Below are 25,260 nucleotides of genomic sequence, written 5' to 3' on the forward strand. Positions count from 1 at the left end.
CACTGCCTTTTAAGATAGTCGAAATCTTCTGATTTAGTGAAGGGAATTGAGCAGTGTATTGAGCTTTGTTTTGAACAAAATTTATGCCTTAAAGATAAACACAATCTATTTCTGTCATAAAACAGACTTTTATGACAGATAGGCTAAACTTACAGTGTGGCCATGAGTTTTTGATGGCAACGTCATCAAAAGCCATGGCTGTCGCGGTATCAATGCAACGATAGGAAGATGCTATGGTAAAAGCTCAAGATGTCGATAAAAAAATGTACGTGCTCGACACTAACGTACTACTCCACGAACCCCTCGCATACCTCTCTTTCCAAGAACATGATGTAGTCGTCCCCATGACAGTGTTAGAAGAGCTTGATCATATTAAGGATAGAAAACGTGATGTAAGCCGTGATGCACGTGTTGCTATACGCGGTCTTGAAGATATTTTAAGAGATGCCTCACCAGAACAAATGTTAGAAGGGGTGAAGCTCCCTAATACAACTGGTGAGAATAACTCAGATAATTGTGGTCGCCTTGTGATCATCAACGACCATTTATTTCCTGATAATGTCTCTGGTCTACCGGGTAATGAAAACGACCACAGAATCATTAACTGTGCCATTCATTTACAGCAGCAACATAAAAGTACCAAGGTTGTGCTGGTCACCAAGGACATTAACATGCGCCTCAAAGCAAAAGGGGCCGGACTGAAGTTTGTAGAAGACTATCGAACAGACCAACTCATTGACGATATTAAATTGCTCAGTTCTGGGTTTAAAAAGTTCCAAGGTGATTTTTGGCAAAGTGTTGGCGAATGTAGCTCAGAGCAGCAAGGGCGCTACACGCTGCATCATATTCCTAAAGAGCGCATTGAAGACGTTTTCAGCAATGAGTACATCGTTGATGAAACCGATCACTTTGCAGCGCGAGTGGTGGGGTATGACGAAAAACATATTACCCTCAAAGATCTCGGAGTTGAGCGCCTTATGCATCAACAAGCTTGGGGCGTTTCACCGAAAAATATTTATCAAGGCATGGCACTTGATGCTTTATTAGACCCTGAAATAGAACTGGTCATTCTGACAGGCCCAGCCGGTTGCGGTAAAACACTCCTTGCTTTGGCCTGTGCGTTGGAGATGGTGATTGAGAAGAAGGTTTATGACAAGGTTATTGTCACTCGTAATACTCCTGAAATCGCAGAGAGTATAGGTTTTCTTCCCGGCACAGAAGAAGAGAAAATGGCACCTTGGCTTGCGGCTATTACCGATACCCTTGAAGTGCTACATAAAAATGATGAAAGCCCCATTTCAAGCCGAAACTACATTATGGAAAAGGCTAACATTCAATTTAAGTCAGTAAACTTTATGCGAGGCCGCAGTATCCAAAATGCAGTGGTGATTTTGGACGAAAGCCAAAACTTAACTGCTTCGCAGTTAAAGACCATTATTACCCGATGTGGTGAAGGCACAAAGCTCATTTGTACGGGTAATTTGGCACAAATAGACAGTAATTATCTGACCCCAGTGACCTCGGGTTTGACTTACTTAGTTGAGCGGTTTAAACATTTTGAAGGTAGCGCCACCATCAATCTTAACGGTGTGGTGAGAAGTCGTTTGGCGTCATTTGCCGAAGAAAATTTATAGCTAAATTAAATCTTTTCTATTCAAATCAATGCTCACCTAGGTGGGCATTTTTTTATGATTGGGTTTAATCAATCCTTTTATGTTTTTATTTCGTAGCTATATTTTGATACAGGAAGTTTGGGTATATAAGCAGTTAATAATAACGAAAACTGAGAGTCATCATGAAAACATTATCGATATTAATCGGGGCGTCTTTACTCAGCGCGTCGTTTACAAGCATCGCAAACGTCAAATTTAAGCTAGAGGCATTGTCTGAAAACCTACATGTGCTTTATGGACGAGGCGGTAACATTGCCATTAGCACGGGCGATGATGGCATTTACTTAGTAGACGACCAATTTGCCAAGCTCAGTGATGACATCAAAAAACAAATTAGTCAGTTAAAACCTGGTGCGCCTGAGTTTGTGATTAACACACATCACCATGGCGATCACACTGGTGGAAATGAGAACTTTGCCAAAGCAGGGAGTCATGTCATTGCTCATCATAATGTTTATAGCCGTTTGAAAGAAAAGCATGGTAAAGGGTCTAAATATCTGCCTGTTTTAAGTTTCAGCCAAGATATGACGCTTCATTTTAACAATGAGCATGCGCAGCTTTGGCACTACGCTCATGCTCACACAGATGGCGATGCTGTTATTTTTTACAAGAATGCCAATGCAGTACACATGGGAGATATTTTCTTTAATTTAGGCAGTTTACCTTTTGTAGATGTCGACAGTGGTGGTTCTCTCGATGGGGTGATAAACGCGGTAGAGCAAACCTTATCAAGAATAGATAGCGATACTAAAGTGATCCCAGGTCACGGCCCAGTTACTGACAAGCAGGCACTCGAAGCGTATCGAGCATTACTATTACAAGCTAAAAGTGCCATGGTATCAGCAATGAGCGGTGGAAAATCGCTTGAAGAGGTGCTTGCTGCAAAGCCGCTGTCAGTGTTGAATTTAACTTATTCAAATTGGTTACCAGAAGAGCGAGTGACCACTTTGTTTTATAGAAGCTTGAGTGCGCCAATCCACAGTCATTAAATAAAATAAAACATACCCATCCATCAGGATGGGTATGTTTTATAATCACTACGACTAAAGTTTACGTCCCTAAATTTAAAACCTTGTTTTAGATCAATTATTTTTCTTTGTACCCTGCCACACTCAAAACAGTAGTAAGAGATCAAATCTAATTGAATGGGAAATTCACATTATGACTTCAGCGTTTTATATTCCAACAGTAAATCTTATGGGTGCAGGTTGTTTGAAGGATGCCGCCGACAGCATTCAAGCACAAGGTTTTAAAAAGGGCCTTATCGTTACCGACCAAGTATTAAATAAAATTGGTGTTGTGGCTCAAGTGCAAGCTTTATTAACTGAACGTGACGTGCAAACGGCTGTTTTTGATGGCACGCAACCAAATCCAACCATTGGCAATGTTGAACAAGGGTTAAGCATCTTATCTGACAACCAATGTGATTTTGTTATTTCACTGGGGGGGGCTCTCCGCATGATTGTGCAAAAGGTATCGCACTAGTTGCCGCTAATGGCGGAAAAATTGCTGACTATGAAGGCGTTGATCAGTCTGCAAAGCCGATGTTACCGCTGATAGCAATTAACACCACAGCAGGAACGGCATCAGAAATGACGCGCTTCTGTATCATTACCGATGAAGCGCGCCACATAAAAATGGCGATTGTTGATAAACATACTACGCCGCTTATTTCAGTAAACGACCCAGAACTGATGTTAGCAAAACCAGCGTCATTGACAGCTGCAACGGGTATGGATGCACTGACACATGCCATTGAAGCGTATGTATCAATTGCAGCGACGCCAATTACAGATGCAGTTGCAATTAAAGCCATTGAATTAATTCAAGCCAACCTGCGTGAAGCTGTGCAAAACGGCGAAAACATTGAAGCGCGTGAGCAAATGGCTTATGCACAGTTTATGGCGGGGATGGCATTTAATAATGCATCACTTGGTTATGTGCATGCCATGGCACACCAATTAGGTGGTTTTTACGACTTGCCACATGGCGTATGTAACGCAATTTTGTTACCTCATGTACAGCGCTTTAATGCCAAAGCTTGCCCAGAGCGACTAACGGATGTGGCAAAAGCCATGGGTGTCGATGTAAGTTCATTGACTGCAGAACAGGGCGCTGAAGCGGCGATTGATGCCATCGTTAAATTAGCGGCTGATGTAGGTATTCCTTCTGGTATTGAGCAGCTAGGTGCCAAAGCTGATGACATTCCAACTTTAACTGAAAATGCATTGAAAGATGCCTGTGGTTTTACCAACCCAATTCAGGCTACAGCAGAAGAGATTTCAGAAATCTTCCGTGCTGCAATGTAATTAAAAAGAACGAATTTGCTTTTTAGATGTCGAAGCCTTGATAAATTTATCAAGGCTTTTTTGTTTTTGGGGTTCGCTTTTACTTTTAGCTGAGGATTTTTTATCCTTATGCTTTATGTTGTCATTTGTAAGCTAGGGTCAAGCTATGTTTAGTAAAATTGTAAAGCTTAAAGACTATCAATTACTCACATTAGGTTGGATAGTCATGCTGTGTCTGGTGTGCTTAAACTGCACGGTGCATAGTTTATTTATTGCTAAACAGCGGGTTGATATACATTCATCGATCCTTTGGTCGCTACAAGAATTTGGGATCTGGTTGTTGATCACGCCGTTTATTTGCTTTGCTTTACAACGCAGCATGCAATTAAAGCAGTTGATGCTGGTTGGTATGATCTCTCTTGCTTGTGTATTAATGGTTAACACCGGTTTAGATGTGTTTATTGAGCAAATGACTTGGCAAGAAAGCCTTTTTTATAACTGGCATAAACATGTTATTGCTTATTTGGCCATAGTCACTTTGGTGCATTTTAAAAGCCGGTTTGTCGATGTAAATCGGGTACAAAGTAGCATCTCAGTTGCCCAAGCGTCCCGCTTATTTGTTAATCAAAAAACTGAAGAACAAACAGAGTTAAAAAGATTGCAAATAGAAGAGTTTGATATTGCGTTAGCAGATATTTATTTTGCAAAAGCCGCGGGCAATTATGTTGAGTTACATACCAAGCAAGGTATGTCGCTTGTACGCACAACCATGAAGGAGCTTGAAAGCAGCTTGCCTGCAAAAACATTCTATCGCTGCCATCGCTCTTATCTTGTCAATCTATCGCATAGTGAAAAGCTCATCAATGCGCGCTCTGGGCATGGCCTATTAGTGCTTAATAACGATATTGAAGTGCCTGTCAGTAAAAGCAACCGTTCAACAACTAAATTGCTTTTAGGCCTTTAAAAATAAAGGCTAGGGACGAATGGATGAATCACTTTTTGTCCCAAATCTATTGGATTCGTCACATAGCGCTGGGTTAAGGAACATCGATTTTATATAGTTTTCATCATCAAAATTCTGAGGAGAAAACAATATGAATAAGCCGTCGCTTACTCCAACGACTCGGTTACTACACTGGTCTGTTGCATTTACTATGCTAGGTTTGATTAGTGTGGGTTATTACATGGTGAATTGGGAAGTATGGTCTTTATATCCTATCCACAAAGCGTTAGGTGTTATCGCGCTCTTACTTGTATTACCGCGTGCGATTTACCGCATTAAAAAAGGCTTTTTACCTGCTGAGGACAATGCGTCTGAGGCGCTAAATAAAGTCATTCACTACGCCCATTGGGGTTTATTATTAGGTACGCTTCTTATGCCAGTAAGCGGCATGCTTTACTCAGGCTTTGGCGGATACGGTATTGATGTGTTTGGCCTGACTTTAGTGCCAAACAACTATACAGAGAATGGCGCAGTACCTTTCAATGAGACTATTTTTGTGGTTGCTAAAGTTGCACACTCTTACATTGCTTACGCGTTAACTGGGCTCATTGCATTACATGTACTAGGTGCGATGAAACATCACATCTTTGACAAAGATGCGACGCTACTACGTATGCTCGGTCGTGCTTAATTAAATGGAGAGCTTTAACCTTAGCTTTATTTATGTGGTTGAAGTTAAAGCTTCTCTTCGACCACATGCACAATACTGTAAAGCCCTTGTTTGTCTGGAAAGATTAAATTTTCATTCGTATCGACCATTTTCCAATCGGTCCGACAGGTACCTGGGTATTTTGGCGTAGTGAACTCAATAGAAATATCTATGATTTCACCAGATTCTACTGTAGGCAGGGGAATGCTATCTCTTGAGTAGCATAAGTTAGGGTCCTGAGGCGTCATACGTTTTAAATGTTTTTCTTTCCAAGGCACGGTGCCAATATTTTGCACCCGCCAAGTTTTAGTAAAACGCGTGTTAATAGGGATAGGTGTACCATCTGGAATAGTGACGTCTTTAATAAACTTGGTTGCAAAGCCGGTTTTTAGTTTTATTTTTTCATTCTCACCATCTGAAATATAAGCATAAAAATAATATGGCGACGCTATTAAGCAGATCAAGCTAACTAGCCATACCACATAGCTAGGTAAAGTCTCAGGCTTCAATTTATTCACTATAGCGCGCAGCCTAACAGCGTTAAGATTATTACTGTTAGTCGATACTTTTCTTTGTTCATCAGCTTTATTTGCTTGCAACAACACTACAAATTCTTCTTCGCTTATCTCTAAAACGGCCATTAATTTATTTTGCAGGCTTTCACTGGGTGTACGTTGACCATCAAGTACTTTGTAAAAATGAGAGCGGCTGCATTCGCATAGGTTAACTATTTGTTTTATGGTTAGTCCTTTTGTCTCCGAGACACGTTTTATCTGGCGTCTGAGTGGTGTCATGTTTATTCCTTTTTGGGACTTTTTAGTACTTTAAGTTTTTTGTCTCTGAGACATTTTTTCCATTGTACATAAAAAAAGCAAGGCATAGAGTATGTTGTAGGACTTTTGTAATACAAAATACTTATAAAGCATAACAATAACCCTAGCCCCAACGCCAAATAAGAAATTTAAGACAATGAAATGGTTAAAGAATTTTTGGTTTTATCTAGTCACGTCTAGTCGAACATGTGAAGAGTGTACTCTGATATTTAAACCAAAACAGAGTAATGAACGGCTATGTGAAAAGTGCCAAGCGCGGAGAAATGAGGTAAAGCAATGAGCTTTATTGAGTGAGTAGATTAGTTATAAAACCTCTCGAAGTTGTAGGTGTCGATTATACTTAATAAAACTTCTTTTTTAGAGGCGACATAATGAGACGAGTATGTCTTGTTTTCCTATTAATTATATCGACCTGCTCATTGGCTAAGCCATTTAATGTTGTAACAGGTATTGATAGACCGCCGTACTCTTTACAACGAGCCAAAACAGGGTTTGAAATAGAGCTATTAAGTGCTGTACTAGACAAGGTAGTGAATAAGCATGAATTTGTTATCGCCCCCTATGGTCGGTCAATTAAAATTCTAGATGTTAGAAACATAGATGCTATGACTACAGCCAGTGTCGCTTTGTATAGAGAATCAGGCAAGCTTAGTCTGCCCTATATTCAATATCAGAATGTCGCAGTGACTTTAAAAAGCGCAGATTTAAAGCTTGGGTCAATCAATGACCTAGAGCACTTTTCTATCGCTACCTTTTTAAATGCTAAAACGATTTTAGGAGACACTTTTAACCAAGCAGTCTCAAAGTCGAGCCAATACACCGAATTATCAGACCAATCTCTGCAATTACACATGCTCAGAAAGAATAAGGTTCAAGTCTTAGTAATGGATATCAATATATTTAATTACTTCAATAAGTTTCATGAACTTGAGGTTGATATTCACCGGATCTTTCCGCTCACTGCTTATGGACTTCTTATTAAAGAGAATGCTGTCAAAGTCCATTTTGATCATGCATTACAGCAATATTTAAATTCCGACGCCTACCTTTCATTAGCCAACAAATGGTCTATTGACCCTAGTCTATTAATACAGCAGTAAATTTTAAATTGCATTTAGTATGCATGTTATTTTTTTTACAGAGAAAAATATGCTTACAGCCTGGTTCTACCAGTTTCAGTTAGATAGCTTTTTCGATGGAAATATTTCTTTGTTTACAAAGTTTCACATTCTACTTTTTTAATTTAAATCTATTTAAAACAGTTTATTAGCTTCTTTGCTTAAGTGGGGTTTTATGTTGGTTGTTGTAATAAAAGATTCATTTAGTTTACAAATTTGTAAATGTAATTAGAATTTATTGCATACAATATTCTTTGTTGTATTTTGGACTGACTTTCGTGCAACTTGAGTCAGTCTTTTTTTTGCGTCAGATCAGCTGGTTATTGGCTTAATCCGTTTCCAACGCAATGGTAGTAATTGATTATCTGGAAGTAGAAGTATGATGTATAAATCTAAAAAGTTGTTTGTAGGAGCAAGCTTATTAGCTGTTTCTACCTTACCAACTTACGCCTCTGCAGCCGCTATGTGCGGTGCAACGACAACAACAGGCAATGCTTTAACACTTGGTCAAGCTGAGTGTATTTCAGGAAATGGACTTTATTTCTATGTAGATATTGAGCAGGATGGCACACCACTTAACATTTCCACTTCTGGTGGCACTGGCGAGGCCGATATTCTCGTAAACACAGGAAGTTGGGCAACTTCTAGCTCCCACATTGCGCGGACACAAGAAGCGGGCACAAACGACTCTTTAAAAATTACAGCAAATAAAGGTCGTTTGTATATCAGCGTGTTTGGGCTTCATGAGCAAGTACAGCTGTCTTTGACTAAAGCAACGTTAGATGAACAACCGGCTACAGATAAATGCCTTGAAGCAAGACAACAAAGTGGCGAAATAGCCTTGAATGAAGCGTTATGTATAGGCGGTAATGGTCTTTATTATTATGTTGACGTACCAGAAGACAACACTGAGCTAACAATTGAAACTCAGGGCGGTGAAGGCGAAGCGGATATCTTTGTAAATCGTGATGGCTGGGCAACACGTAGCAGCTATACTGCATCATCTGTGAATGCAGGCACGAATGAAACACTAAAAGTGACAGCTAATAAAGGTTTGTTTTACGTCAGCGTTATGGGCCAAAATGACGGGGTGAACTTCTCTGTTAAAACAGGTACTGCAACCCCAGATCCAGTAAACCCAACAGATCCTGCAACAGCTGACTTTGTGGTTGTAGAACCAGTAGTCGTGTCTATACCGGCTGCAGCGATTAATTCAAAAGCAGAATTTAGTGCAGACGTTGAGCAGATCATTGCCTCTACTTGGGCGCAGTGGAGCGAGATTTCAGCAAACTCTCCAGGTGTAGTCTCTGATGTCGCTAAAGCCATTCATTTCCTTGCACAGCAAGATAATATAAAAGACAAAGACCTAGATACCTTACTGTATTTTTTACGTAATTTTGCGGCAAATGGCGACTTTACTCAGTTTAGCCAAGCTGATGCTAAGTTAATCAGTGACGCGCTTCATGCGGTTGCCATGATGACGGAGTTTTATACCACAGGTGCGCCAGCAGGCTTAATCCATGAAAGCTATGCAACTGCTTTAATTAATTTAACCACAGCCGAAGGCGCACAGTTTATTACTGAGCAATTACCACATTTAATGGCACTGACTCAGTTTTATGCGGGTTTATCTAACCCATATGTAAACGACAATTTTGGCTATAGCACCAATCAAATCTTAAAAGCATTTTATGATTTAGCTTACATTGGTAAGCAAAACGCGGTAATTAAAGCGGCATTTAATGAGCATATGCTTGCCGTGATGTCTGTGCTTCGTAGTTATGCACTAGGCGAAACAGGCTTAGATATGCGCTGGAATGCAGATGCAGATCGCATGTGGATCATGCCGCACGAGTTTTTAGCGTTAGGCCATGTTGCAAACCTAGCAGAACCTGCTGTTCAGGCTCGTATTGATAGTATCGTAAAAGAAATCTTCGACGTGACATCGGCACAAGTTGATGCAGAAGAAGTGAAGAAGAAAATCACAGAAAGCTACCTTGAAACCGTAAACCGCAGCTGTGACAGTAGCGATGCACTGAATGGTTATTGCGCGGTGCCTAAAAAGGTGGAAGATATTTTAACCATTACTTATCAGTGTAATGATGCTATCACCATTCGTGCACAAGCAATGACAAACCAGCAACTTGCAACAGCATGTAGCAAAATGGCTGATGTAGGCACGAATTTCCACCAGTTCTTTAATACCAATATGCAGCCGGTGAGTAATGATAACAACACCAAACTTGAAGTGATTGTCTATGCAACGCCTGAAGACTATGAAGCCTATGGTTATCAATTCTTTGGTCATAATACCAATAATGGTGGCATTTACCTTGAAGGCGACCCAAGTGTAGCGGGCAATATTCCGCGTTTCCATGCAATGCAATGTCCACAAAGCTGGGTTGGCTTTTCATGTGACACCGCAGGTGAAGTTTATAACTTAGAACATGAATACGTTCACTATTTAGATGGACGTTACAACTTATATGGCATGTTCGCACACCATAATAATACGGTTTCTTGGGCCGAAGGGTGGGCTGAGTTCTTAACCAAAGGTCAGTATAACAAGCGTAACTTTGATGCCATTGCAGGTAAGACTGTTCCGTCACTGCGCAGCATTTTATTCATGGAATATGGATTTGATAATTTGTATCCATGGAGCTACTTAACCATGCGTTACTTGGCTGAAAACCATAAACAAAGTGTTTTGGCGCTTTCAAATGCATTGAAGTTAAGTGACAGCACGCAGTTTGAAACACTACTGGGTCAAATTGCGACAGACCATAATGATGACTTTATCAATTGGATGGTTGCAAACACCGACGCGGTTGCACCAGGCGTACTACCAGACCCTGTTGCAGGTGTATTCTCTGGTTGTGAGTTATTGACCACTTATGAGCGCGGCACGGCAAAAGCAAGTGTTTCAATCACTAACCCGTATGCTGAGCCTGTGACTTTGTACTGGGTGAACCCAGCAACAGGTGCTGCGGATTTAGCTAACCCATATGCAACCTTGAGTAACGGCGAAGTATATAGCGCTGATTTTTGGTCTCAAGGCGACCGTATGGCAGTTATGGATAGTCAAAATACCTGTTTAGGTGTGGCGGCGCTCACTGAGCTAAACAGTGATTATGTGATCACGCAAGCTATGCTACCAACGACAGATTCTGGCACAGACAACGGTTCTGGCACAGACACTGGTTCTGGTACAGACACAGGTTCTGGTACAGACACTGGTTCTGGCACAGACAATGGTTCTGGCACAGACAATGGTTCTGGCACAGACAATGGCTCTGGCACAGATAATGGCTCTGGCACAGATAATGGCTCTGGTACAGACACAGGTTCTGGTACAGGTGAAAACCCTTGGGCGCCAATTGCGAACTGTCCAAATACTGAAACAAACAGTGCCTATGACATCGCAATAAATGAAAAAGTTTGTATGACGGGCTCAGCACCTAAGTACTTCACAATGACAGTACCTTGGGATGCTTCAACCGTTACCATCGGTCTTATGGGCGGTGAAGGTAATGTAAACTTATATGTGAACAATGAAAGTAATGCTTGGCCGACGTCTGCTGCAGCTGATTTATCGAGTACCAATGCGGGTACATCTCAATCAGTTCAGTTTACTGCCAATGCAGGTCAACAGATCATGCTTCAGCTTGATGGCCAATTTACTGGTGTGACATTCCATGCCTTAGTGCAAAGTAATGAGCAAGGTGGTGGCAACTCAGATCCAACACCAACCGATCCAAATGACCCATTTGTAAATAATCACCCAGAGTTAAATGATGGCTTACCTGAAGATGAGTCTCGCTTCTTAGGCCTAGATGGTCAGGCTTTGGTTGAGCGTATTATGGCGTCTAACCCGCAACATGTGGGTGCCGTATTCAACATTAAATCGGGTCAGGCAAGATACTTATTCAGCGAATCTAATATGATGTCGGTGATCAGTGAGTTACGTCGTCAAGCGCGTACTATTGATGAGTATAATGCCTATAAAGTACAAGGCTTAATTTACTTCTTACGTGGTGGGTTATTTGTACAGTTCTTTAATCCAGATCTTGTGCCTGCATACTCTTCATCTATTGAAGTAAACCTAAAAGCGGCAATGCAGGATTTATTTGCAAGCGCTGGCATTTACGGTGAGTCAAACGACCAAGCATTGGCATTACAAGAGCTATTAACGCTGACTGACTCAGCTGAGATCCGTGCGCCATTCTACGATAACTACATCAATATTTTAGAGATGTTTGATGAAACATGGGCGGCTAAGCGAAGCCGAATGGCGGCTGCTAATGCCATGATGACCGCGTTTTTCCGTGCTTCACAAGCAGCGCCAAATGGTGATGCAGATTTCATCGCGCGTATGCAAGATGGCCGTTTACTAGATACCATGTATCGCTTCCAACGTGATAATCGTTATTTACTGCAAGCAGACGATAACTACTTCATTAAAAATGTGGTGAATGAGCTTGCGCGTTTCTTAAGTGTGCCGTCATTAAAAGATCAGGTTAAGCCAATGGTTAAGAACATTTTGGCATCAACCAGTCAGTATGATGAAACCGCGCCGTTATGGGTAAAAGCAGGCAGCATGGCAGATACATTTGACCGTCAAGATTGTGGTTACTATGACATCTGTGGCTTTGCATATTACTTAGAAAAAGAAACCTTAAAGTTTAACTATCAGTGTTCAGATACATTAAAGATCCGTGCTCAGCAGATGTATAACGATCAAGCTCAGTGGATCTGTGAAGTATTAGGTCAGCAAGAAGCGCACTTCCACAATGTATTAAAGACGTACAACATCCCTGTGGCAGATGACTATAACGATGCACTGGAACTGGTTATTTTCAACTCGTCAGAAGATTATCGCGACTATGCAGGTACATTCTTTAACATGGATACCAACAATGGCGGTATGTATTTAGAAGGTGCACCGAATGATCCGAATAACCAAGCGCGTTTTATTGCTTATGAACAAAATGGTGATGACTACTTCCATGTATGGAACCTACAACACGAGTATGTTCACTATTTAGATGGTCGCTTTGATTTATACGGTGACTTTGCACAGGGCTTAACCGCTGCTACAACTTGGTGGACAGAAGGCTTAGGTGAGTACATTGCATATCAAGACGGCTATAACCACGCAATCAATGTTGGTAAAGCGGGCAATGTAGCACTGTCTACTATTTTCACAAACACCTATGAGTCTGGCCAAGAACGCATCTATCGCTGGGGTTATTTAGCCGTACGATTCATGCATGAGCGTCATTCAAGTGATGTGGCACAAATCCTAACCTACTTACGTAACGGCGAGTATCAAGCTTATCAGCAATACATGGATGAGATTGGAGCACGTTATGACAATGAGTTTGCAAATTGGGTTGCGTCATTAGCTGAAGGCGTAAGCGGTATTGTTGAAAAAGGCCCGGACGATTCAGTGGCTGTAAACTCTGGTGAATTAGGTAACTGGGCGGGCGAGCCAGAAACGATTGGTACCGATTTCACGCCATGTTTGGCAACCGATGCAGCAAACGCATATGACTCAAGCAATAACGAAATGAAAAAAGGTGTAACTGTGGTTGAATGCATTTCACCAAGTACATCAAGCGCAAACTTTGTGTTTGCCAATTCAGGCTCAGAGCCGTTAACGCTGCGTATTACCACACAAGGTGGTTGGGGTAACCTAGATATCCTATACAAAGGTGGTAACTGGCCAACACGCAGTGACTACACAGCCAAATCAGGTGGTCACGGCAATACAGAATCGATTGACCTACAAATCGATGCCAATGAACACTGGCACTACTTCTCTCTTGACGGTCAATTTGGCGGCGCCAAGATGACCGTGGAGATTGTTGAGTAACCCTTCAACAGAAGTAAAAATCAGTTTCATTATTTGATACGTCCCTAAAGCCACTCGCAAGAGTGGCTTTTTTGTTTTTAGCATTTTATCTAAGGAAGCCCGCAATTAAATTAAGTTTCAACGAAGTAAGGGCAGTAAAAACAGACATAAAAAAAGAAAGCATATGCTTTCTTTTTTGCTTAGTTTGTATTTAAAAATTAGCGCCGGTTGGCGGTATTTTACCATTATGTGTTTTAGGCCTTTGATGGTGTTCATGGCCGTGCTCAAGCTTTTCGTTATGGCCATGACGACTTCTAGTTTGATGGTCCGGTTGCAATGGGGGGGCAGAAATATTAGGGCTAACTGGTGCTGCTTTCATTGCAGGTGCCTGAAAATCAGGTGTTTTGTGCGCCATCGCAGTAATTGGTTGCTTGAACTCAGTACTTTGTGTTGGTAGTGAGCTGGGTGGCGCATTTTCCTTATGCTGACTAGTTAATACAGAAGGTTTTAATGGTGCTTCTTCTGGTTGAGAATTATGCGTGAAAATAATGATGCTAGACACCGCCATTAACGCAATAGGAATGACAATTTTATTCATACGACACCTCTGAATATTGTATACATAAAATCTATCACTTAAGCAGGTCTAAACCAAGTTTGGCATGTATAAAATTGTAAATATATTAATGATAAAAAGTCACCATTAAGTAAGATTGCTTGCTAGTATTAACTTAGATCATTACCCCAAAGGAATTTGTGCATGATGATGCACACGGATGAACAACTAACCACATCACCGCTGCAATTTTACCGACGTGCATTTTGGGTTGCGCTTGCGATTACGATTATGCTGGCAGCAACACTGACATTGCACTTGTATAACCTTAAACTGCAACAAACATTTACTCAGTTCGAAACCCACTATGAACGGCTTAATAGCCAGTTAGATAAAACGCTGATGGCCGTTGATAATATATTTCTCGCCGTTAATGTGAGCTTAGAGCAACCTCTTAGTTACGAGTTTTCTCAACCTAAAACCTCTCCCATTATTCGTCATTCAAATTATTATTATCAATCTTTAGGTAAGCACTTTGGTGAGTTGGTCGGCTATGGTGATTTAACAGGTGTTGATTTATCGCATCCATATTGGCAAAAAGTAATGGCATTAGGTGGCGTGTTTAATACTTCTTTGGCTTTGCTTGAGCCTCTTGAAGCAATAGCTTACGTCAGTGATAGTGGTCTAGTTTTTGTCAAAAGAAGGCATACTCAGAACAGTGAGCTTTTGAGTAAAATTGTTTCAGGTAGCTTTAGAGTAAATACAGACCCTTCTAAATTTATTGTCAGTCAGCGATTGGAAATAGCAGGTAAAAGTTACTTTGCGTTCTCTAATCAGCGTATTTCAAGTTCACGTGCTCATACATTGATGATCTTTGATGCGAGCAAGTTCCAGGCATTATTCTTTGACAAATCACAACCAAAAGCTGAAGTTTATTTAACCGATAAATTACATCGGAACTTAATTACAGACTTGTCATTGGGCGAGCCTTTTTATCCAGACCAAGGTGAAATTGCACCATGGCAAGACGGGGTTATATTTTATAAAAGTGAAGCATCGCGCTCGCTTGATGTCGTTATGAGTGTGTCTGAGCAAGGCTTTGCAGAATCTATTATTTATAGTCTAGGGCTAGAATTTAGTTTCATTTTATTATTTATTTTAGCAACTTACTTTCCCTTGCACTGGCTTTGTGAACAAATATTTGTAAGACCATTGAAGGAGCTTTTCTCATTTATTCAGCAGCCCGAAAATCACTCCAATACTTATATTGTGCCTAAGCTTTGGCTGTCTGAATTTAAACAAATTAAAACCATTCATCAACGTCGCGCACAGTTATTTTCAAGGGTAAAAGAAGATCATCAAACGCTCACTGATCAACTCCAACAGAAGCAGAAGTTTCTGGAGCTTGCAGGGCAAGATAAAGAGCGACAAAGTGCAGTATTGAAAGGGGTATTAGATGCGGTGCCAGATGCCATTTATTATAAGAATACAGATGGCGTATTGATTGGCTGTAATAGATCTTTCGAACGCTTGCTCAAAACAAGTAAGCTAAACTTGCTTGGCAAAGACTTTAATGATTTTGACGAACATTTCCTTGCAATAACGGATATCGAAGCAAAAGTTGTAGAGCAGCACAAACCCTTATCTCAACAAATGAGTGTCGAGAATAGTACTTACTTTGTTACGGTCGCGCCTTTTTTCAGTGAACAACTAGGTGTAATGGGGTGTGTCGGGGTTTTACGTGATATTACTGAGCACCAAAAAGCACTGCAATCTTTGCAAGTGTCTGAATCTAACTTTAAATCTGCTATTGAGTATGCACCTAATGGGATCGCGCTTGTAAAAGTAGATGGCACTGTAATGATGTTAAATAAGGCCGCTGAGCGTTATTTAGGGTGTAGTAATAAACAAGGGCAGCACGTATCTACACTATTTGGTTATGAGAATTATCAGCAAATTTCTCAGGTATTAGAGCATTTATCAAAGCACAAACAGTCTGTTGATCAGCTGAGTTTGACACAATCTGGAAACTATCCGTTTCTCGATTTGCGTGTGTCTTTGGTATGCGACAGTGAAGAAATGCCAAAGTATTTTGTGATCCATATTCAAGATATCACAGAAATTACTACGTCAAGGATGGAAGCCGAAAGAGCCACACTAGCCAAAAGTCGTTTTATTGCCAACTTAAGCCATGAAATCAGAACCCCACTCAATGTTATTATTGGGCTGGTTGACATGGTAAAACGGGCTGTTACAGAGAAGCAGCAGCAAAGTCGCCTAGACACTGTCACGCATGCCGCTGAAACCTTGTTAGAGATGCTGAATGATATTTTGGATTTTGCCAAAGTTGAAAGTCATGAAGTGAGCATAAAAAATAACGACATTATTGTTAGTGAACTCTGTGAAAATCTTCAAGAGTTAATCGAACCGTTGGCAAACAAAAAAGGGCTAGCAGTTTCATTTAAAGTTGATGAAGATGTATGGCCTTGTTTATATGGTGATAAACAAAAGCTTACGCAAATTCTGTTGAACTTATTGAATAATGCTGTGAAGTACACACAAAAAGGCACGGTTAGCTTTGCGCTGAGTCTCACTAACTCTGATGCTGAGACACAAACCATTCAATTTTCTGTTAAAGACACAGGCATAGGCATTAAAGAAAGTGACCAAATAAAACTATTCGATGCCTTTACCCAAGTTGATGATAGCCTGTCTAGAGAACATGAAGGAATAGGCTTAGGGCTTGCCATAGTAAAACATGAAGTTGAGTTATTGGGGGGCGAAATCGCCTTACAGAGTCAGTTAGGTAAGGGCAGTGAATTTTACTTCTCACTCACTCTGAATAAAAAGCTGTCCTCAGATGTAAAAGTCGCTAAATCGTGTGTATATTTTGGCGTAGCAGTGCCTAATTTACTTGAAGATTTTGGTATATGCACAATACAAGAAGCGGATGTACTGCCAGATAATAGTCGTTATTTGATTGTTGAAAAAGGCAGTTTACCTAAGTTACCACTTACTCTTTTGAGCTCAATGACAGGCCTTAGACGCATTTATGTGAACCAAGCAGAGCCGCAAGTAAACGACATAGATTTGGCAGACATATCTTTGCACTGTGAAGAAGGGGCATTTCTTCAATCGTGCTTATCAGATATATTTTTCAAACCTCAAGAAGTGGCAGTGTTACCTGAGTCTCTTGAGTATGAAGCTAATAATCCAAAGCCTCAAAGCGGTTATCAAGGTGCATTATGTTATGTGGTCGATGACAATGACATAAACTTAGAAATCGCTAAAAATTTATTGCAGCAATTGGGCGTCAGTGTTGTTGTCAGTCAAACGGCAAAAGATATTTGTGATGCGGTCGATAACCTTAGGCCCGATATTATTTTTATGGATATTCATATGCCAGAAGTCGATGGCTTCCAAGCAGCAAAGCAACTCAATGATTATCAGTATTTAAATGAGATCCCCATTATTGCCCTAACTGCAAATACAGAAATCTCTTCTCAACAAGAATATTTGCATTCTTCGATGCAGGGATATATTAATAAACCTGTAACCATTGAAGAGTTAGAGAAAATATTGGTTAAGCATGTAAAGCCACAACGTAAGTTTTTTGACGAAGCTTTTGCGCTTCAGCAAATGATGGGTGAAACCACATTTTTAGATAATATGATGGTAAAGTTTCTTGAGATGTGCGAGAAATACATAGCGCAATTAAAATCAAATGTAGAGACTAAAGAAATGATTTTATTAGCGCATAGTATTAAAGGGGCATCAGCTGGGTTAGGGTTTGAACAATTAGCAGAAGCTGCGAAACAGCTAGAAGCAGAGTTAAAGCAACAACAAAAATTAGTAAACCCTAAGTTAGTCGTTGAGCTTGAAACGCAATTAATAAAAGTACAAGCGTTTCTGAAAAATAGAGCAAGTGGGTGTTAAATGGCAAAAAGTGCGCATATTTTAATCGTAGATGACGATCCGCTTAATCGTGTCGTATTAGAGAACACCTTGTCTGATGAGTACAGTATCTCACTGTGCGCAAGTGGTGAACAAGCGGTCAGTTTTCTAGAATCCAATACGGTTGATTTGATTATTTCAGACATCCGTATGCCAGGTATGAGTGGCTATGACTTGCTTGAAAAGTTAAAAGAAAAGCAGAGTACTTATTCTATTCCATTCATTATTATCTCTGCGAGTAACAGTTACAACGATGAAGCTAAAGGGCTTGAAATGGGCGCAATGGACTATATTACCAAGCCATTTAGTCCAGTCATTGTAAAAGCAAGGGTGAAGAATCACTTAGCGATTAAGCAAAAGAATGATTTACTCGAAAAGCTGGCTGCGATTGACGGTCTAACAGAGATCCCCAATCGTCGATTATTAGACGAAACTTTAGCCAGCTATTGGCAGGATTGTTCACAAAGCCATGAGCCCTTTTCTTTATTCTTAGTCGATATAGATTATTTTAAAGAATTTAATGATAACTATGGTTATGCAGCGGGTGATGAGTGTTTAATTAAAGTCGCCCAAGCTTTGAATGAGAGCAGTCATATATATGATGGTTTCGTTGCTCGATATGATGGAGTGCGATTTGCAGCGCTACAAAAGGGTAAAAATAAAGAGCAAATCTCACTGTTTGCAAAACATATGCATGATGTTATTGATGCGTTGAAAATCCCTCATAAAAGCTCGCCAATTTGCGCTCATGTCAGCATTAGTATTGGCATAGTAAACATAGAGAAGGATTTTAATGGTAGTGATCAGGATGTATTGAAGATTGCTGATGACGCGCTTGTGAAGTCACATATGCAACAAGAAAGGGTAACAATATTAAGCCGTTAAAAGAGTTTAACGGCTTAATGAAATACTTATAAAATTTGCAGTAGTGCTGATTGACCAAAACCAATTAGCTTTTCATCCTTAAACACCAGTGGCGTGCATTCGTCTTTTGTTACTTTGCCATCAGAGTGTTTGCTGTTTGTTGCAAAGTAAATCACTTTGAAAACACCTTCATCTTTTTTCACTAACTCTGTAAAGTCAGGTGTTGGGAATTGACCAAGTACTTGGTTGTAGTCGGCACCTAAGTCTAGGCTCGCTATAGTTTTACGGTTTTCTTCTTGCTGATACTGCCAGCGATTACCGTTGTGATTTGACGCCCAGCCTGGCTCAACGCCATCATCAGAAACAGCCACAATACAGCCTGAAAGTAATGGTGCACTTAGCGCAGCAACAAGTAATAATTTTTTCATTGTAGATTTCCTTAAAAATTCGTTTCAGATAATTTGTTCTTATTAGAGCAATATTGTTGCCAACTTTAAAAGTCTTTATTTTACAATTGCCTGTTGTTTTTTATACAGATTTTTAAGTGTTGACCCTTCTAAATTTTAGGGTAATTCACCAACTTTTAGCTAATTACACAACAACATTACTGTCTCTGCCATTGTTAAAGTTAACAATATTATTTGCGATTTCTTTCACTAATCGTTCAATAGATTCTTTCGCCGCCCAAGCTGTATGTGGGGTCAGTATTAAATTGTGACCTTGATAATTGGCAAGGGGATTGTTTGCTTGTGCAGGTTCAACAGATAATACATCAAAGCCTGCTCCTGCAATTTGGTTATTTGTCAGAATTTCAACTAAAGCCGCTTCATCAACTATACCGCCTCTGGCTGTATTGATCACAAAGCTGGTAGGCTTAAGCAAACCTAAGGTTTCCCTATTGAATAAATTTCGGGTCTCATCATTAAGCGGGCAATGAATAGATAACACATCGGCCACCTTTAACGCTTCGATGAACGCTGTTCGGCCAGGGCGAATATCAGTAGCGTTCGGTCTTTCAGCAATAATGACCTGTGCGCCAAATGCTTCAGCAACTTTGCCAACCGCTTGTCCTAAGCTACCATGACCAAAAATCACAAAGTTTTTACCCGACAATTCAGTGATCGGATAATCAAGACGACAAAACATATTACTTTGTTGCCAAAGACCATTCGCACAATCTTGCTGGTAGCGGTGAATATTAGTCATTAAGTTGCCAAGTAGAGTAAAAGTATGTTGCACGACTGATGGGGTTGAATAACCCGCGACGTTACAAACACGAATGCCCAATTCTTTAGCCGCATCAAGATCAATGTTATTAGTGCCAGTCGCAGCAACACAAATGAGTTTTAGATGAGGCAATTCAGCTAAGGTTGTAGCGTCTAGCACCACTTTATTCGATATTACAATGTCTGCATCTTTACAGTGAGTAAGTACCTGCTCTTTGTTCGTGTTTTGATATGTAACCAATTCACCAAGAGCCGACAAAGGTACTAGGTCAGTATTGGCGAGTGTGGCGGCATCAAGTAAGACAATCTTCATAAATTTAATCTGCTCTGTTGACCTTGGAGTTTACTCAAAGGTTTATAATGTGCTTAATAAGTCGGGAGTGTAAGATGAAAATAGGCGAATTAGCAAAGCGTTTAGATATTAGTAAGGATACTTTAAGGTATTACGAAAAGCATGGCCTACTGAGTTTTAGTGAACGCAGTGAGTCAGGTTATCGTATTTATGGTCCTAAACATGAAAAACAAATGCAGTTTATTTTAAGAGCAAAAGCAGTCGGATTTAGCCTTAAAGAAATTCAAGAATTGCTAGCAATTAAGGTAGAAAAGCAACATCACAGCTGTGGCGAAGTGAAACAACTCACTTTGCAAAAAAGACAAATTGTTCGTGATAAGATAGCTGAATTACAGCGTTTCGAAAAATCTCTATCATTGTTGGCAGATGCTTGTTGTGGCGGCTCTGAGCTTGCGACTGGCTGTTCAATTTTAACTACCTTGGAGGCAGCGGATGACATTGTTATCTAATTTCTGGTCTTTATTTTTAGTTTCAGCCCCTTGGTTAATGTTGGGGTTATTACTGGCAGGCCTTTTAAATATCTTCATACCTAAAAACTTTTTACAAAAGCACTTAGGCAAAGAAGGTGTGTGGACGACCATTAAAGCGGCTTTAATTGGTGCGCCAATGCCTTTGTGTTCCTGTGGTGTTATTCCTGCTGCGGTGGGGCTCAGAAGGGCTGGTGGCTCAAAAAGTGCCACCACGGCGTTTTTAGTGTCTACACCAGAAACTGGCGTAGATTCGGTGTCAGTGTCTTATGTGTTACTTGGGCCATTTATGGCGATTATCAGGCCAATAGCCGCTGTGTCGAGCGCGATAGTGGCGGGTTTATTGGTTGGCAAAGAAAAAGGGTCTGAAACAAAGAACTTAGATAAAGAGATTGAAATTGCTGCATCTGAAAATTCAGTATCTATGAGTACAAGCTGTTGCGCTCCTAAGCCAGGTGATGTTGAGGATGGCACAGATAAGCAGACAAGTTGCAGTAGTAAAAAAGCAGAAATAGTAACAAAGCCAAAAGCATCATGCTGCTCAATGTCATCTGATGAAGTGACTTTAAAGAAAGAAGAAAAACCCGCGACAACAAACTGTTGTGGATCGAAGAAACTAGAAGAGCAATCAAGCTGTAGTAGTCAAAAAGCAGAAACTGTAACTGGTACAAAAACAGCTTGTTGTACAACATCATCAGATCATGTCACCGTAAATAGTAGCGAAGCGTTACTTGAAAAAACGACAAGCTGTTGTGATACAGAGCTCCCAGCACAGCCTGTGAACAACGGATCATCGTGTTGCGAAAGTAAAAAAGATGAGCAGCAAGCAGCGTCTTTCTTCTCCAAGATAAAACAAGCCGTTCACTTTAGTTGTAATAAGCTACTTAGTGACACTATGGGGTGGCTGATGATAGGACTGTTTTTCGCTGCGCTAGTACAAACTTATGTACCGACCTCATTCTTGAGTCAATGGGGCGATGGCATATTGGCAATGGTTGTGGTGATTTTGGTGAGTATACCTATGTACATTTGTGCGACGGCTTCTACACCAATTGCTGCAGGCTTATTAATGGCTGGTGTATCACCGGGAGCCGTATTGGTATTTATGTTAGCAGGCCCTGCAACCAACATTGCCACTTTGGGTGTGGTTGCAACCGAGCTAGGAAAACGAGCCGTGAGCGCCTACTTAACAGGTGTGATTGGGGTGGCGATTACTTTTGGTTTTTTAACCGATTATTTAGTCGAGCAGTTTGGCTTTGAAGTTAATCCAGCCCATGGCATGGAACATGAGCTAATGCCGAGTTGGTTAACTCAAGGTTTGGGGGTGATATTGTTGATTTTAATGTTGCGTTTAGTTTTGATATCGTTAAAACAACGAATGAAATGATGGGCTTATCTGGTCGGAGTTGATAACCTTAGCATCCGACTGATTAGCAAGATAAAATACGACGTTTTTTTTACCCAGTAACAATGAGTAGTTTTGTGGATAAATACGCAGATATAAGACCTTACAATGATGAAGAAGTCCCAGCCGCGCTGTCTCGTCTTCTAGAAGACAATGACTTTATTGATGTTATCGCCAAGCATAATGCGCCAAGTTGGTTAAATAAATGGCCTTTCATTGCAAGACCTCTAGTGCGTAGCCAACTACGAAAGAAATGGGGCAATATCGCAACCGTTGAACAAGTTCAGCAAGAAGTAGCGGGCTATTTAGAGTTATTAATCAAGCGTACAACCAGTAAAGTGACTTTTTCTGGTTTAGAAAAGCTCGATAAATCTACCCCGTACTTATTTATCTCAAACCACCGCGATATTGCTTTAGATCCAGCCATCATGAACTGGGGCTTGCACTCGCATAATATGCAAACGGTGCGTATTGCTATAGGCGATAACTTATTACAAGTGCCTTATATCAATGAGCTCATGCGTTTAAACAAGAGCTTTATCGTTAAGCGCTCAGTGAAAGCACCAAAAGAAATGCTCAAAGCATTGAGCCAGCTTTCTGCTTACATCTACGACTCTTTAGATACGGGTAATTCAATTTGGATTGCACAAAAAGAAGGCCGAGCCAAAGATGGTGTGGATCAAACTGATCCTGCGCTTTTAAAAATGCTGCAACTGCAAGGTCGTCGTTTGAAGCTGTCTTTTGAAGACTACGTAAAGCAGTTAAAAATCGTTCCAGTGTCGATTTCTTATCAATACGAGCCTTGTGCCGTTGCTAAGGCCAAAGAGCTTGTTCATAAAAAAGCCCATGGTGAGTATGTAAAAGCTGAAGGTGAAGACATAGAGAGTATCATTGAAGGTATGCGCTCAGACAAAGGTCATGTTCATGTTTCGTTCGGTTTGCCGATAACAGAAGAGTGTGATACACCGGAAGCGCTGGCAGCCAGTATTGATAAACAAATTATCAGCCAGTATTACTTACACTCAACAAATTACATTGCAGGTGGCCAAGAAGAAACGGTGTCTGCAGAACTTAAGAGTGAGTTTCAAACTCGACTTGAGACTATTCCAAGCGAATTACACCAACAGATTTTGGCTATGTACGCAGAGCCTTTAAAGCGCAAAGGCGAATTTGTCTAAACATTATTTGATTGACGGAAGGGAGCTTTTGAGCTCCCTTTTTTATTGCATGCTTAAAGCTCGAACTCTGATCTTTCAATTTATATTGTTGACAACAGAGGGTTAAAAAATCTAAAAATAGATTAAATACCATACATTTTTAACTTTTGTTGATGGAACAAATCGAGATTTTTGAGATCCCCAGTCCATGTAAGGGGATCTGCCAGGTCAATAATCGCGGCTACTGTAAAGGTTGTTATCGCAGTAGAGAGGAGCGTTTTGCTTGGAATACATTGACCGATCAACAAAAAAGAAAAGTGATAGCCTTGTGCCAGCAACGCTATAAACGCTATCTAGCCAGTAAGAAAAAATCATCTGATGATCAAAGCGAGCAGCAAACTCCGTTTGATTTCTAACATCTTTTTTGTTTATAAATTATGTTTACTCTTTAATTCGCGCATTTTACCTGATTGTTTAAACTGTAGCAGCGTTGCAGACAGTGCAGGTACTAGGTGTTGGTGTTTCTTGTGAAGGTAATGGTATACATATTGTGAGTCTAAGGTTGTGAGCTTGATGCCAGAGTTGTGCAGTTTTTGCATATAAGGGTCTAAATAAAAACCGATGACAAGCGCCGCAGACACTTGTTTTTGCATCAATAAATTCAATAGTGTCGAAACACTTTTCACTTTATAAAGCTGACCCTTATATGGGGTAGACTCAAGATACTTGGCTGCTGCAGGATAAGTCGAATGGATAACCAATGAAGGCATATCAGACAAAGTACAGTCGTCACAAAAGCTGATTAAATTGAGTTTAAAATCTAATAATGGTGTATCAAGACGTAATAGATTCTGATAGGTGTTACTTAAGCCTGATATTTTAGCTAATTGTCCGTCTAACACCCCTTCATTAGCGGCTACAAGCGCACTGTCTCGGTTAAAGTCTATTAGCTCAACTTCAACCCCTATTTCTTTATAGGCGAGTGATATCAGCTCCACAACATATCTTGATTGCGCAGTATCAGCAGGGCGATTAAAAGTGAGTTTATCTGTGCTAGCTTGAATAAATGATGAAAAGAGTAACAGCAAAAATATACTTCTGTGTACCAAAAACAAATTCATTCCTTAAATATCTTATTTCACTGTTTTGTAAAATATAGCGAACTATAGCTAAAAATAGTATGGTACGCAGTCTGATTATTATGTATTTAATTTAGTGAAGCCGTTATGAGTTACAACTTGTGCAACCTACCTAGACAAGAAAAATACCAAATTCAACTCGATTACGAAGCCTCATTTTGGGCTTATCAAATCAAACGTGGTAAGAATTCTCGTGAAACGATTTACGATACTATCAATAATCGCCCACTTTCGGAACAGCAAATCTTAAAGCAAAAGTTTGAATACTACCTCAGCATGATGTTGGCAGGTTAACCTCCATGAAGGTTGAGCGCTTAGAGCAAATCGCCATTCCTTTGGTGAATAAGTTTTATCAAGCTCATAATGTTCGCGGTCGTGCTAACAAACAAGATGAAGTGTGGGTAGTTAAGAGTCAATCTATTGTTGCTGCGTGTCGTATTCAAAATAGAGCGGGCGAGTTATTTTTATCGACTTTGTTTGTTGCTGAGGCGTATCGCGGTCAAGGTATTGCAAAACAAATCATACTTAAGGTTTTATCTCAGCACACTCAGCCCATATTTACCTTTGCATACGCTCACTTAGAAGGGTTTTACCGTGCTGTTCAATTTACCTGTGTCGAAGCCTTACCAGAAGAGTTAGCGTGTATGCTCAACGCTTATCGACAGCAGGGCCGCAATATCATCGCCATGAAGTATCAGCCCTAGCGGCTATTAAGGAAGGAG

At 40.4% G+C, this 25,260-nt stretch carries 19 protein-coding genes and 1 pseudogene; 15 read left to right on the top strand and 5 right to left on the bottom strand.

Features of this window, described 5'->3' with window-relative positions; genetic code table 11:
- Positions 1-233 precede the first annotated feature (233 nt).
- The 5 genes and pseudogenes from AC1HJP_RS06865 (at position 234) to AC1HJP_RS06885 (ending at position 5,595) form a co-directional block, all read left to right on the top strand.
- On the top strand, positions 234-1,634 hold the full coding sequence (locus AC1HJP_RS06865; protein ID WP_480361172.1) for a PhoH family protein: 1,401 nt from the start codon (positions 234-236) through the stop codon (positions 1,632-1,634).
- Between the two features lie 158 nt (positions 1,635-1,792).
- On the top strand, positions 1,793-2,662 hold the full coding sequence (locus AC1HJP_RS06870; RefSeq protein WP_480361234.1) for an MBL fold metallo-hydrolase: 870 nt from the start codon (positions 1,793-1,795) through the stop codon (positions 2,660-2,662).
- A gap of 172 nt (positions 2,663-2,834) precedes the next feature.
- Positions 2,835-3,982: pseudogene (gene yiaY / locus AC1HJP_RS06875) on the top strand (L-threonine dehydrogenase).
- A gap of 145 nt (positions 3,983-4,127) precedes the next feature.
- Complete coding sequence (locus AC1HJP_RS06880; RefSeq protein WP_480361173.1) at positions 4,128-4,925, top strand: LytR/AlgR family response regulator transcription factor; 798 nt, start codon at positions 4,128-4,130, stop codon at positions 4,923-4,925.
- Between the two features lie 130 nt (positions 4,926-5,055).
- Positions 5,056-5,595, top strand: a complete 540-nt coding sequence (locus AC1HJP_RS06885) for a cytochrome b (protein WP_480361174.1) — start codon at positions 5,056-5,058, stop codon at positions 5,593-5,595.
- A 44-nt stretch (positions 5,596-5,639) separates the two neighbouring features.
- On the opposite strand, the gene AC1HJP_RS06890 is transcribed toward AC1HJP_RS06885, so the two are convergent.
- Positions 5,640-6,407: an NBR1-Ig-like domain-containing protein gene (locus tag AC1HJP_RS06890; RefSeq protein ID WP_480361175.1), complete on the bottom strand. Its 768-nt coding sequence runs from the start codon at positions 6,405-6,407 to the stop codon at positions 5,640-5,642.
- A 410-nt stretch (positions 6,408-6,817) separates the two neighbouring features.
- On the opposite strand from AC1HJP_RS06890, the gene AC1HJP_RS06895 reads away from it, so the two are divergent.
- Together AC1HJP_RS06895 and AC1HJP_RS06900 are read left to right on the top strand one after the other, a co-directional pair.
- Positions 6,818-7,546: a substrate-binding periplasmic protein gene (locus tag AC1HJP_RS06895; RefSeq protein WP_480361176.1), complete on the top strand. Its 729-nt coding sequence runs from the start codon at positions 6,818-6,820 to the stop codon at positions 7,544-7,546.
- A gap of 397 nt (positions 7,547-7,943) precedes the next feature.
- Positions 7,944-13,439 carry a collagenase gene (locus AC1HJP_RS06900; RefSeq protein WP_480361177.1) on the top strand — a complete coding sequence of 1,832 codons (5,496 nt, stop codon included), beginning with the start codon at positions 7,944-7,946 and terminating at the stop codon, positions 13,437-13,439.
- 190 nt (positions 13,440-13,629) lie between these two features.
- Here the strand turns inward: AC1HJP_RS06900 and AC1HJP_RS06905 are convergent, their stop codons facing one another.
- Entirely contained in the window at positions 13,630-14,016 is a 387-nt protein-coding gene (locus AC1HJP_RS06905; protein ID WP_480361178.1) for a hypothetical protein, read from the bottom strand.
- 162 nt (positions 14,017-14,178) lie between these two features.
- Between AC1HJP_RS06905 and AC1HJP_RS06910 the strand changes: the two genes are divergently transcribed.
- Positions 14,179-17,910, top strand: a complete 3,732-nt coding sequence (locus AC1HJP_RS06910) for a PAS domain-containing hybrid sensor histidine kinase/response regulator (RefSeq protein WP_480361179.1) — start codon at positions 14,179-14,181, stop codon at positions 17,908-17,910.
- A complete protein-coding gene (locus AC1HJP_RS06915) occupies positions 17,911-18,813 on the top strand; it encodes a GGDEF domain-containing response regulator (RefSeq protein ID WP_480361180.1) in 903 nt (300 codons plus the stop codon). It begins immediately after the preceding gene.
- A gap of 26 nt (positions 18,814-18,839) precedes the next feature.
- Here the strand turns inward: AC1HJP_RS06915 and AC1HJP_RS06920 are convergent, their stop codons facing one another.
- Positions 18,840-19,220 (bottom strand): DUF3192 domain-containing protein, encoded by a 381-nt coding sequence (locus AC1HJP_RS06920; protein WP_480361181.1) that lies wholly within the window; start codon positions 19,218-19,220, stop codon positions 18,840-18,842.
- 163 nt (positions 19,221-19,383) lie between these two features.
- Positions 19,384-20,331: a D-2-hydroxyacid dehydrogenase gene (locus AC1HJP_RS06925; protein WP_480361182.1), complete on the bottom strand. Its 948-nt coding sequence runs from the start codon at positions 20,329-20,331 to the stop codon at positions 19,384-19,386.
- 74 nt (positions 20,332-20,405) lie between these two features.
- Between AC1HJP_RS06925 and zntR the strand changes: the two genes are divergently transcribed.
- The 4 genes from zntR (at position 20,406) to AC1HJP_RS06945 (ending at position 23,815) form a co-directional block, all read left to right on the top strand.
- Entirely contained in the window at positions 20,406-20,819 is a 414-nt protein-coding gene (zntR, locus tag AC1HJP_RS06930; protein WP_480361183.1) for a Zn(2+)-responsive transcriptional regulator, read from the top strand.
- Complete coding sequence (locus tag AC1HJP_RS06935; protein ID WP_480361184.1) at positions 20,803-22,224, top strand: SO_0444 family Cu/Zn efflux transporter; 1,422 nt, start codon at positions 20,803-20,805, stop codon at positions 22,222-22,224. The genes zntR and AC1HJP_RS06935 overlap by 17 nt, the downstream gene beginning before the upstream one ends.
- Positions 22,225-22,319: 95 nt before the next feature.
- Positions 22,320-23,420, top strand: coding sequence for a 1-acyl-sn-glycerol-3-phosphate acyltransferase (locus tag AC1HJP_RS06940; protein WP_480361185.1), 1,101 nt, complete (start codon positions 22,320-22,322; stop codon positions 23,418-23,420).
- 152 nt (positions 23,421-23,572) lie between these two features.
- A complete protein-coding gene (locus tag AC1HJP_RS06945; RefSeq protein ID WP_390441584.1) occupies positions 23,573-23,815 on the top strand; it encodes a DUF1289 domain-containing protein in 243 nt (80 codons plus the stop codon).
- A gap of 12 nt (positions 23,816-23,827) precedes the next feature.
- Here the strand turns inward: AC1HJP_RS06945 and AC1HJP_RS06950 are convergent, their stop codons facing one another.
- Positions 23,828-24,520, bottom strand: coding sequence for a substrate-binding periplasmic protein (locus AC1HJP_RS06950; protein ID WP_480361186.1), 693 nt, complete (start codon positions 24,518-24,520; stop codon positions 23,828-23,830).
- A gap of 105 nt (positions 24,521-24,625) precedes the next feature.
- Here AC1HJP_RS06950 and AC1HJP_RS06955 point away from each other — a divergent pair, with 105 nt between their 5' ends.
- Complete coding sequence (locus AC1HJP_RS06955; RefSeq protein WP_058030613.1) at positions 24,626-24,832, top strand: DUF3283 family protein; 207 nt, start codon at positions 24,626-24,628, stop codon at positions 24,830-24,832.
- Between the two features lie 5 nt (positions 24,833-24,837).
- The gene (locus tag AC1HJP_RS06960) at positions 24,838-25,242 is read left to right on the top strand and encodes a GNAT family N-acetyltransferase (protein WP_480361187.1); all 405 of its coding nucleotides are present in this window, start codon (positions 24,838-24,840) and stop codon (positions 25,240-25,242) included.
- Positions 25,243-25,260: the final 18 nt, after the last annotated feature.

This window comes from Pseudoalteromonas sp. NFXS53 (assembly GCF_056629255.1).

What these genes read in the sequence shown, in the direction of transcription:
- AC1HJP_RS06865 (WP_480361172.1), top strand. Translation starts at nt 234, where the DNA reads ATGGTAAAAGCTCAAGATGTCGATAAAAAAATGTACGTGCTCGACACT.
- AC1HJP_RS06880 (WP_480361173.1), top strand. Translation starts at nt 4,128, where the DNA reads ATGTTTAGTAAAATTGTAAAGCTTAAAGACTATCAATTACTCACATTA.
- AC1HJP_RS06885 (WP_480361174.1), top strand. Translation starts at nt 5,056, where the DNA reads ATGAATAAGCCGTCGCTTACTCCAACGACTCGGTTACTACACTGGTCT.
- AC1HJP_RS06890 (WP_480361175.1), bottom strand. Translation starts at nt 6,407, where the DNA reads ATGACACCACTCAGACGCCAGATAAAACGTGTCTCGGAGACAAAAGGA.
- AC1HJP_RS06895 (WP_480361176.1), top strand. Translation starts at nt 6,818, where the DNA reads ATGAGACGAGTATGTCTTGTTTTCCTATTAATTATATCGACCTGCTCA.
- AC1HJP_RS06900 (WP_480361177.1), top strand. Translation starts at nt 7,944, where the DNA reads ATGATGTATAAATCTAAAAAGTTGTTTGTAGGAGCAAGCTTATTAGCT.
- AC1HJP_RS06905 (WP_480361178.1), bottom strand. Translation starts at nt 14,016, where the DNA reads ATGAATAAAATTGTCATTCCTATTGCGTTAATGGCGGTGTCTAGCATC.
- AC1HJP_RS06910 (WP_480361179.1), top strand. Translation starts at nt 14,179, where the DNA reads ATGATGATGCACACGGATGAACAACTAACCACATCACCGCTGCAATTT.
- AC1HJP_RS06915 (WP_480361180.1), top strand. Translation starts at nt 17,911, where the DNA reads ATGGCAAAAAGTGCGCATATTTTAATCGTAGATGACGATCCGCTTAAT.
- AC1HJP_RS06920 (WP_480361181.1), bottom strand. Translation starts at nt 19,220, where the DNA reads ATGAAAAAATTATTACTTGTTGCTGCGCTAAGTGCACCATTACTTTCA.
- AC1HJP_RS06925 (WP_480361182.1), bottom strand. Translation starts at nt 20,331, where the DNA reads ATGAAGATTGTCTTACTTGATGCCGCCACACTCGCCAATACTGACCTA.
- zntR (WP_480361183.1), top strand. Translation starts at nt 20,406, where the DNA reads ATGAAAATAGGCGAATTAGCAAAGCGTTTAGATATTAGTAAGGATACT.
- AC1HJP_RS06935 (WP_480361184.1), top strand. Translation starts at nt 20,803, where the DNA reads ATGACATTGTTATCTAATTTCTGGTCTTTATTTTTAGTTTCAGCCCCT.
- AC1HJP_RS06945 (WP_390441584.1), top strand. Translation starts at nt 23,573, where the DNA reads ATGGAACAAATCGAGATTTTTGAGATCCCCAGTCCATGTAAGGGGATC.
- AC1HJP_RS06950 (WP_480361186.1), bottom strand. Translation starts at nt 24,520, where the DNA reads ATGAATTTGTTTTTGGTACACAGAAGTATATTTTTGCTGTTACTCTTT.
- AC1HJP_RS06955 (WP_058030613.1), top strand. Translation starts at nt 24,626, where the DNA reads ATGAGTTACAACTTGTGCAACCTACCTAGACAAGAAAAATACCAAATT.
- AC1HJP_RS06960 (WP_480361187.1), top strand. Translation starts at nt 24,838, where the DNA reads ATGAAGGTTGAGCGCTTAGAGCAAATCGCCATTCCTTTGGTGAATAAG.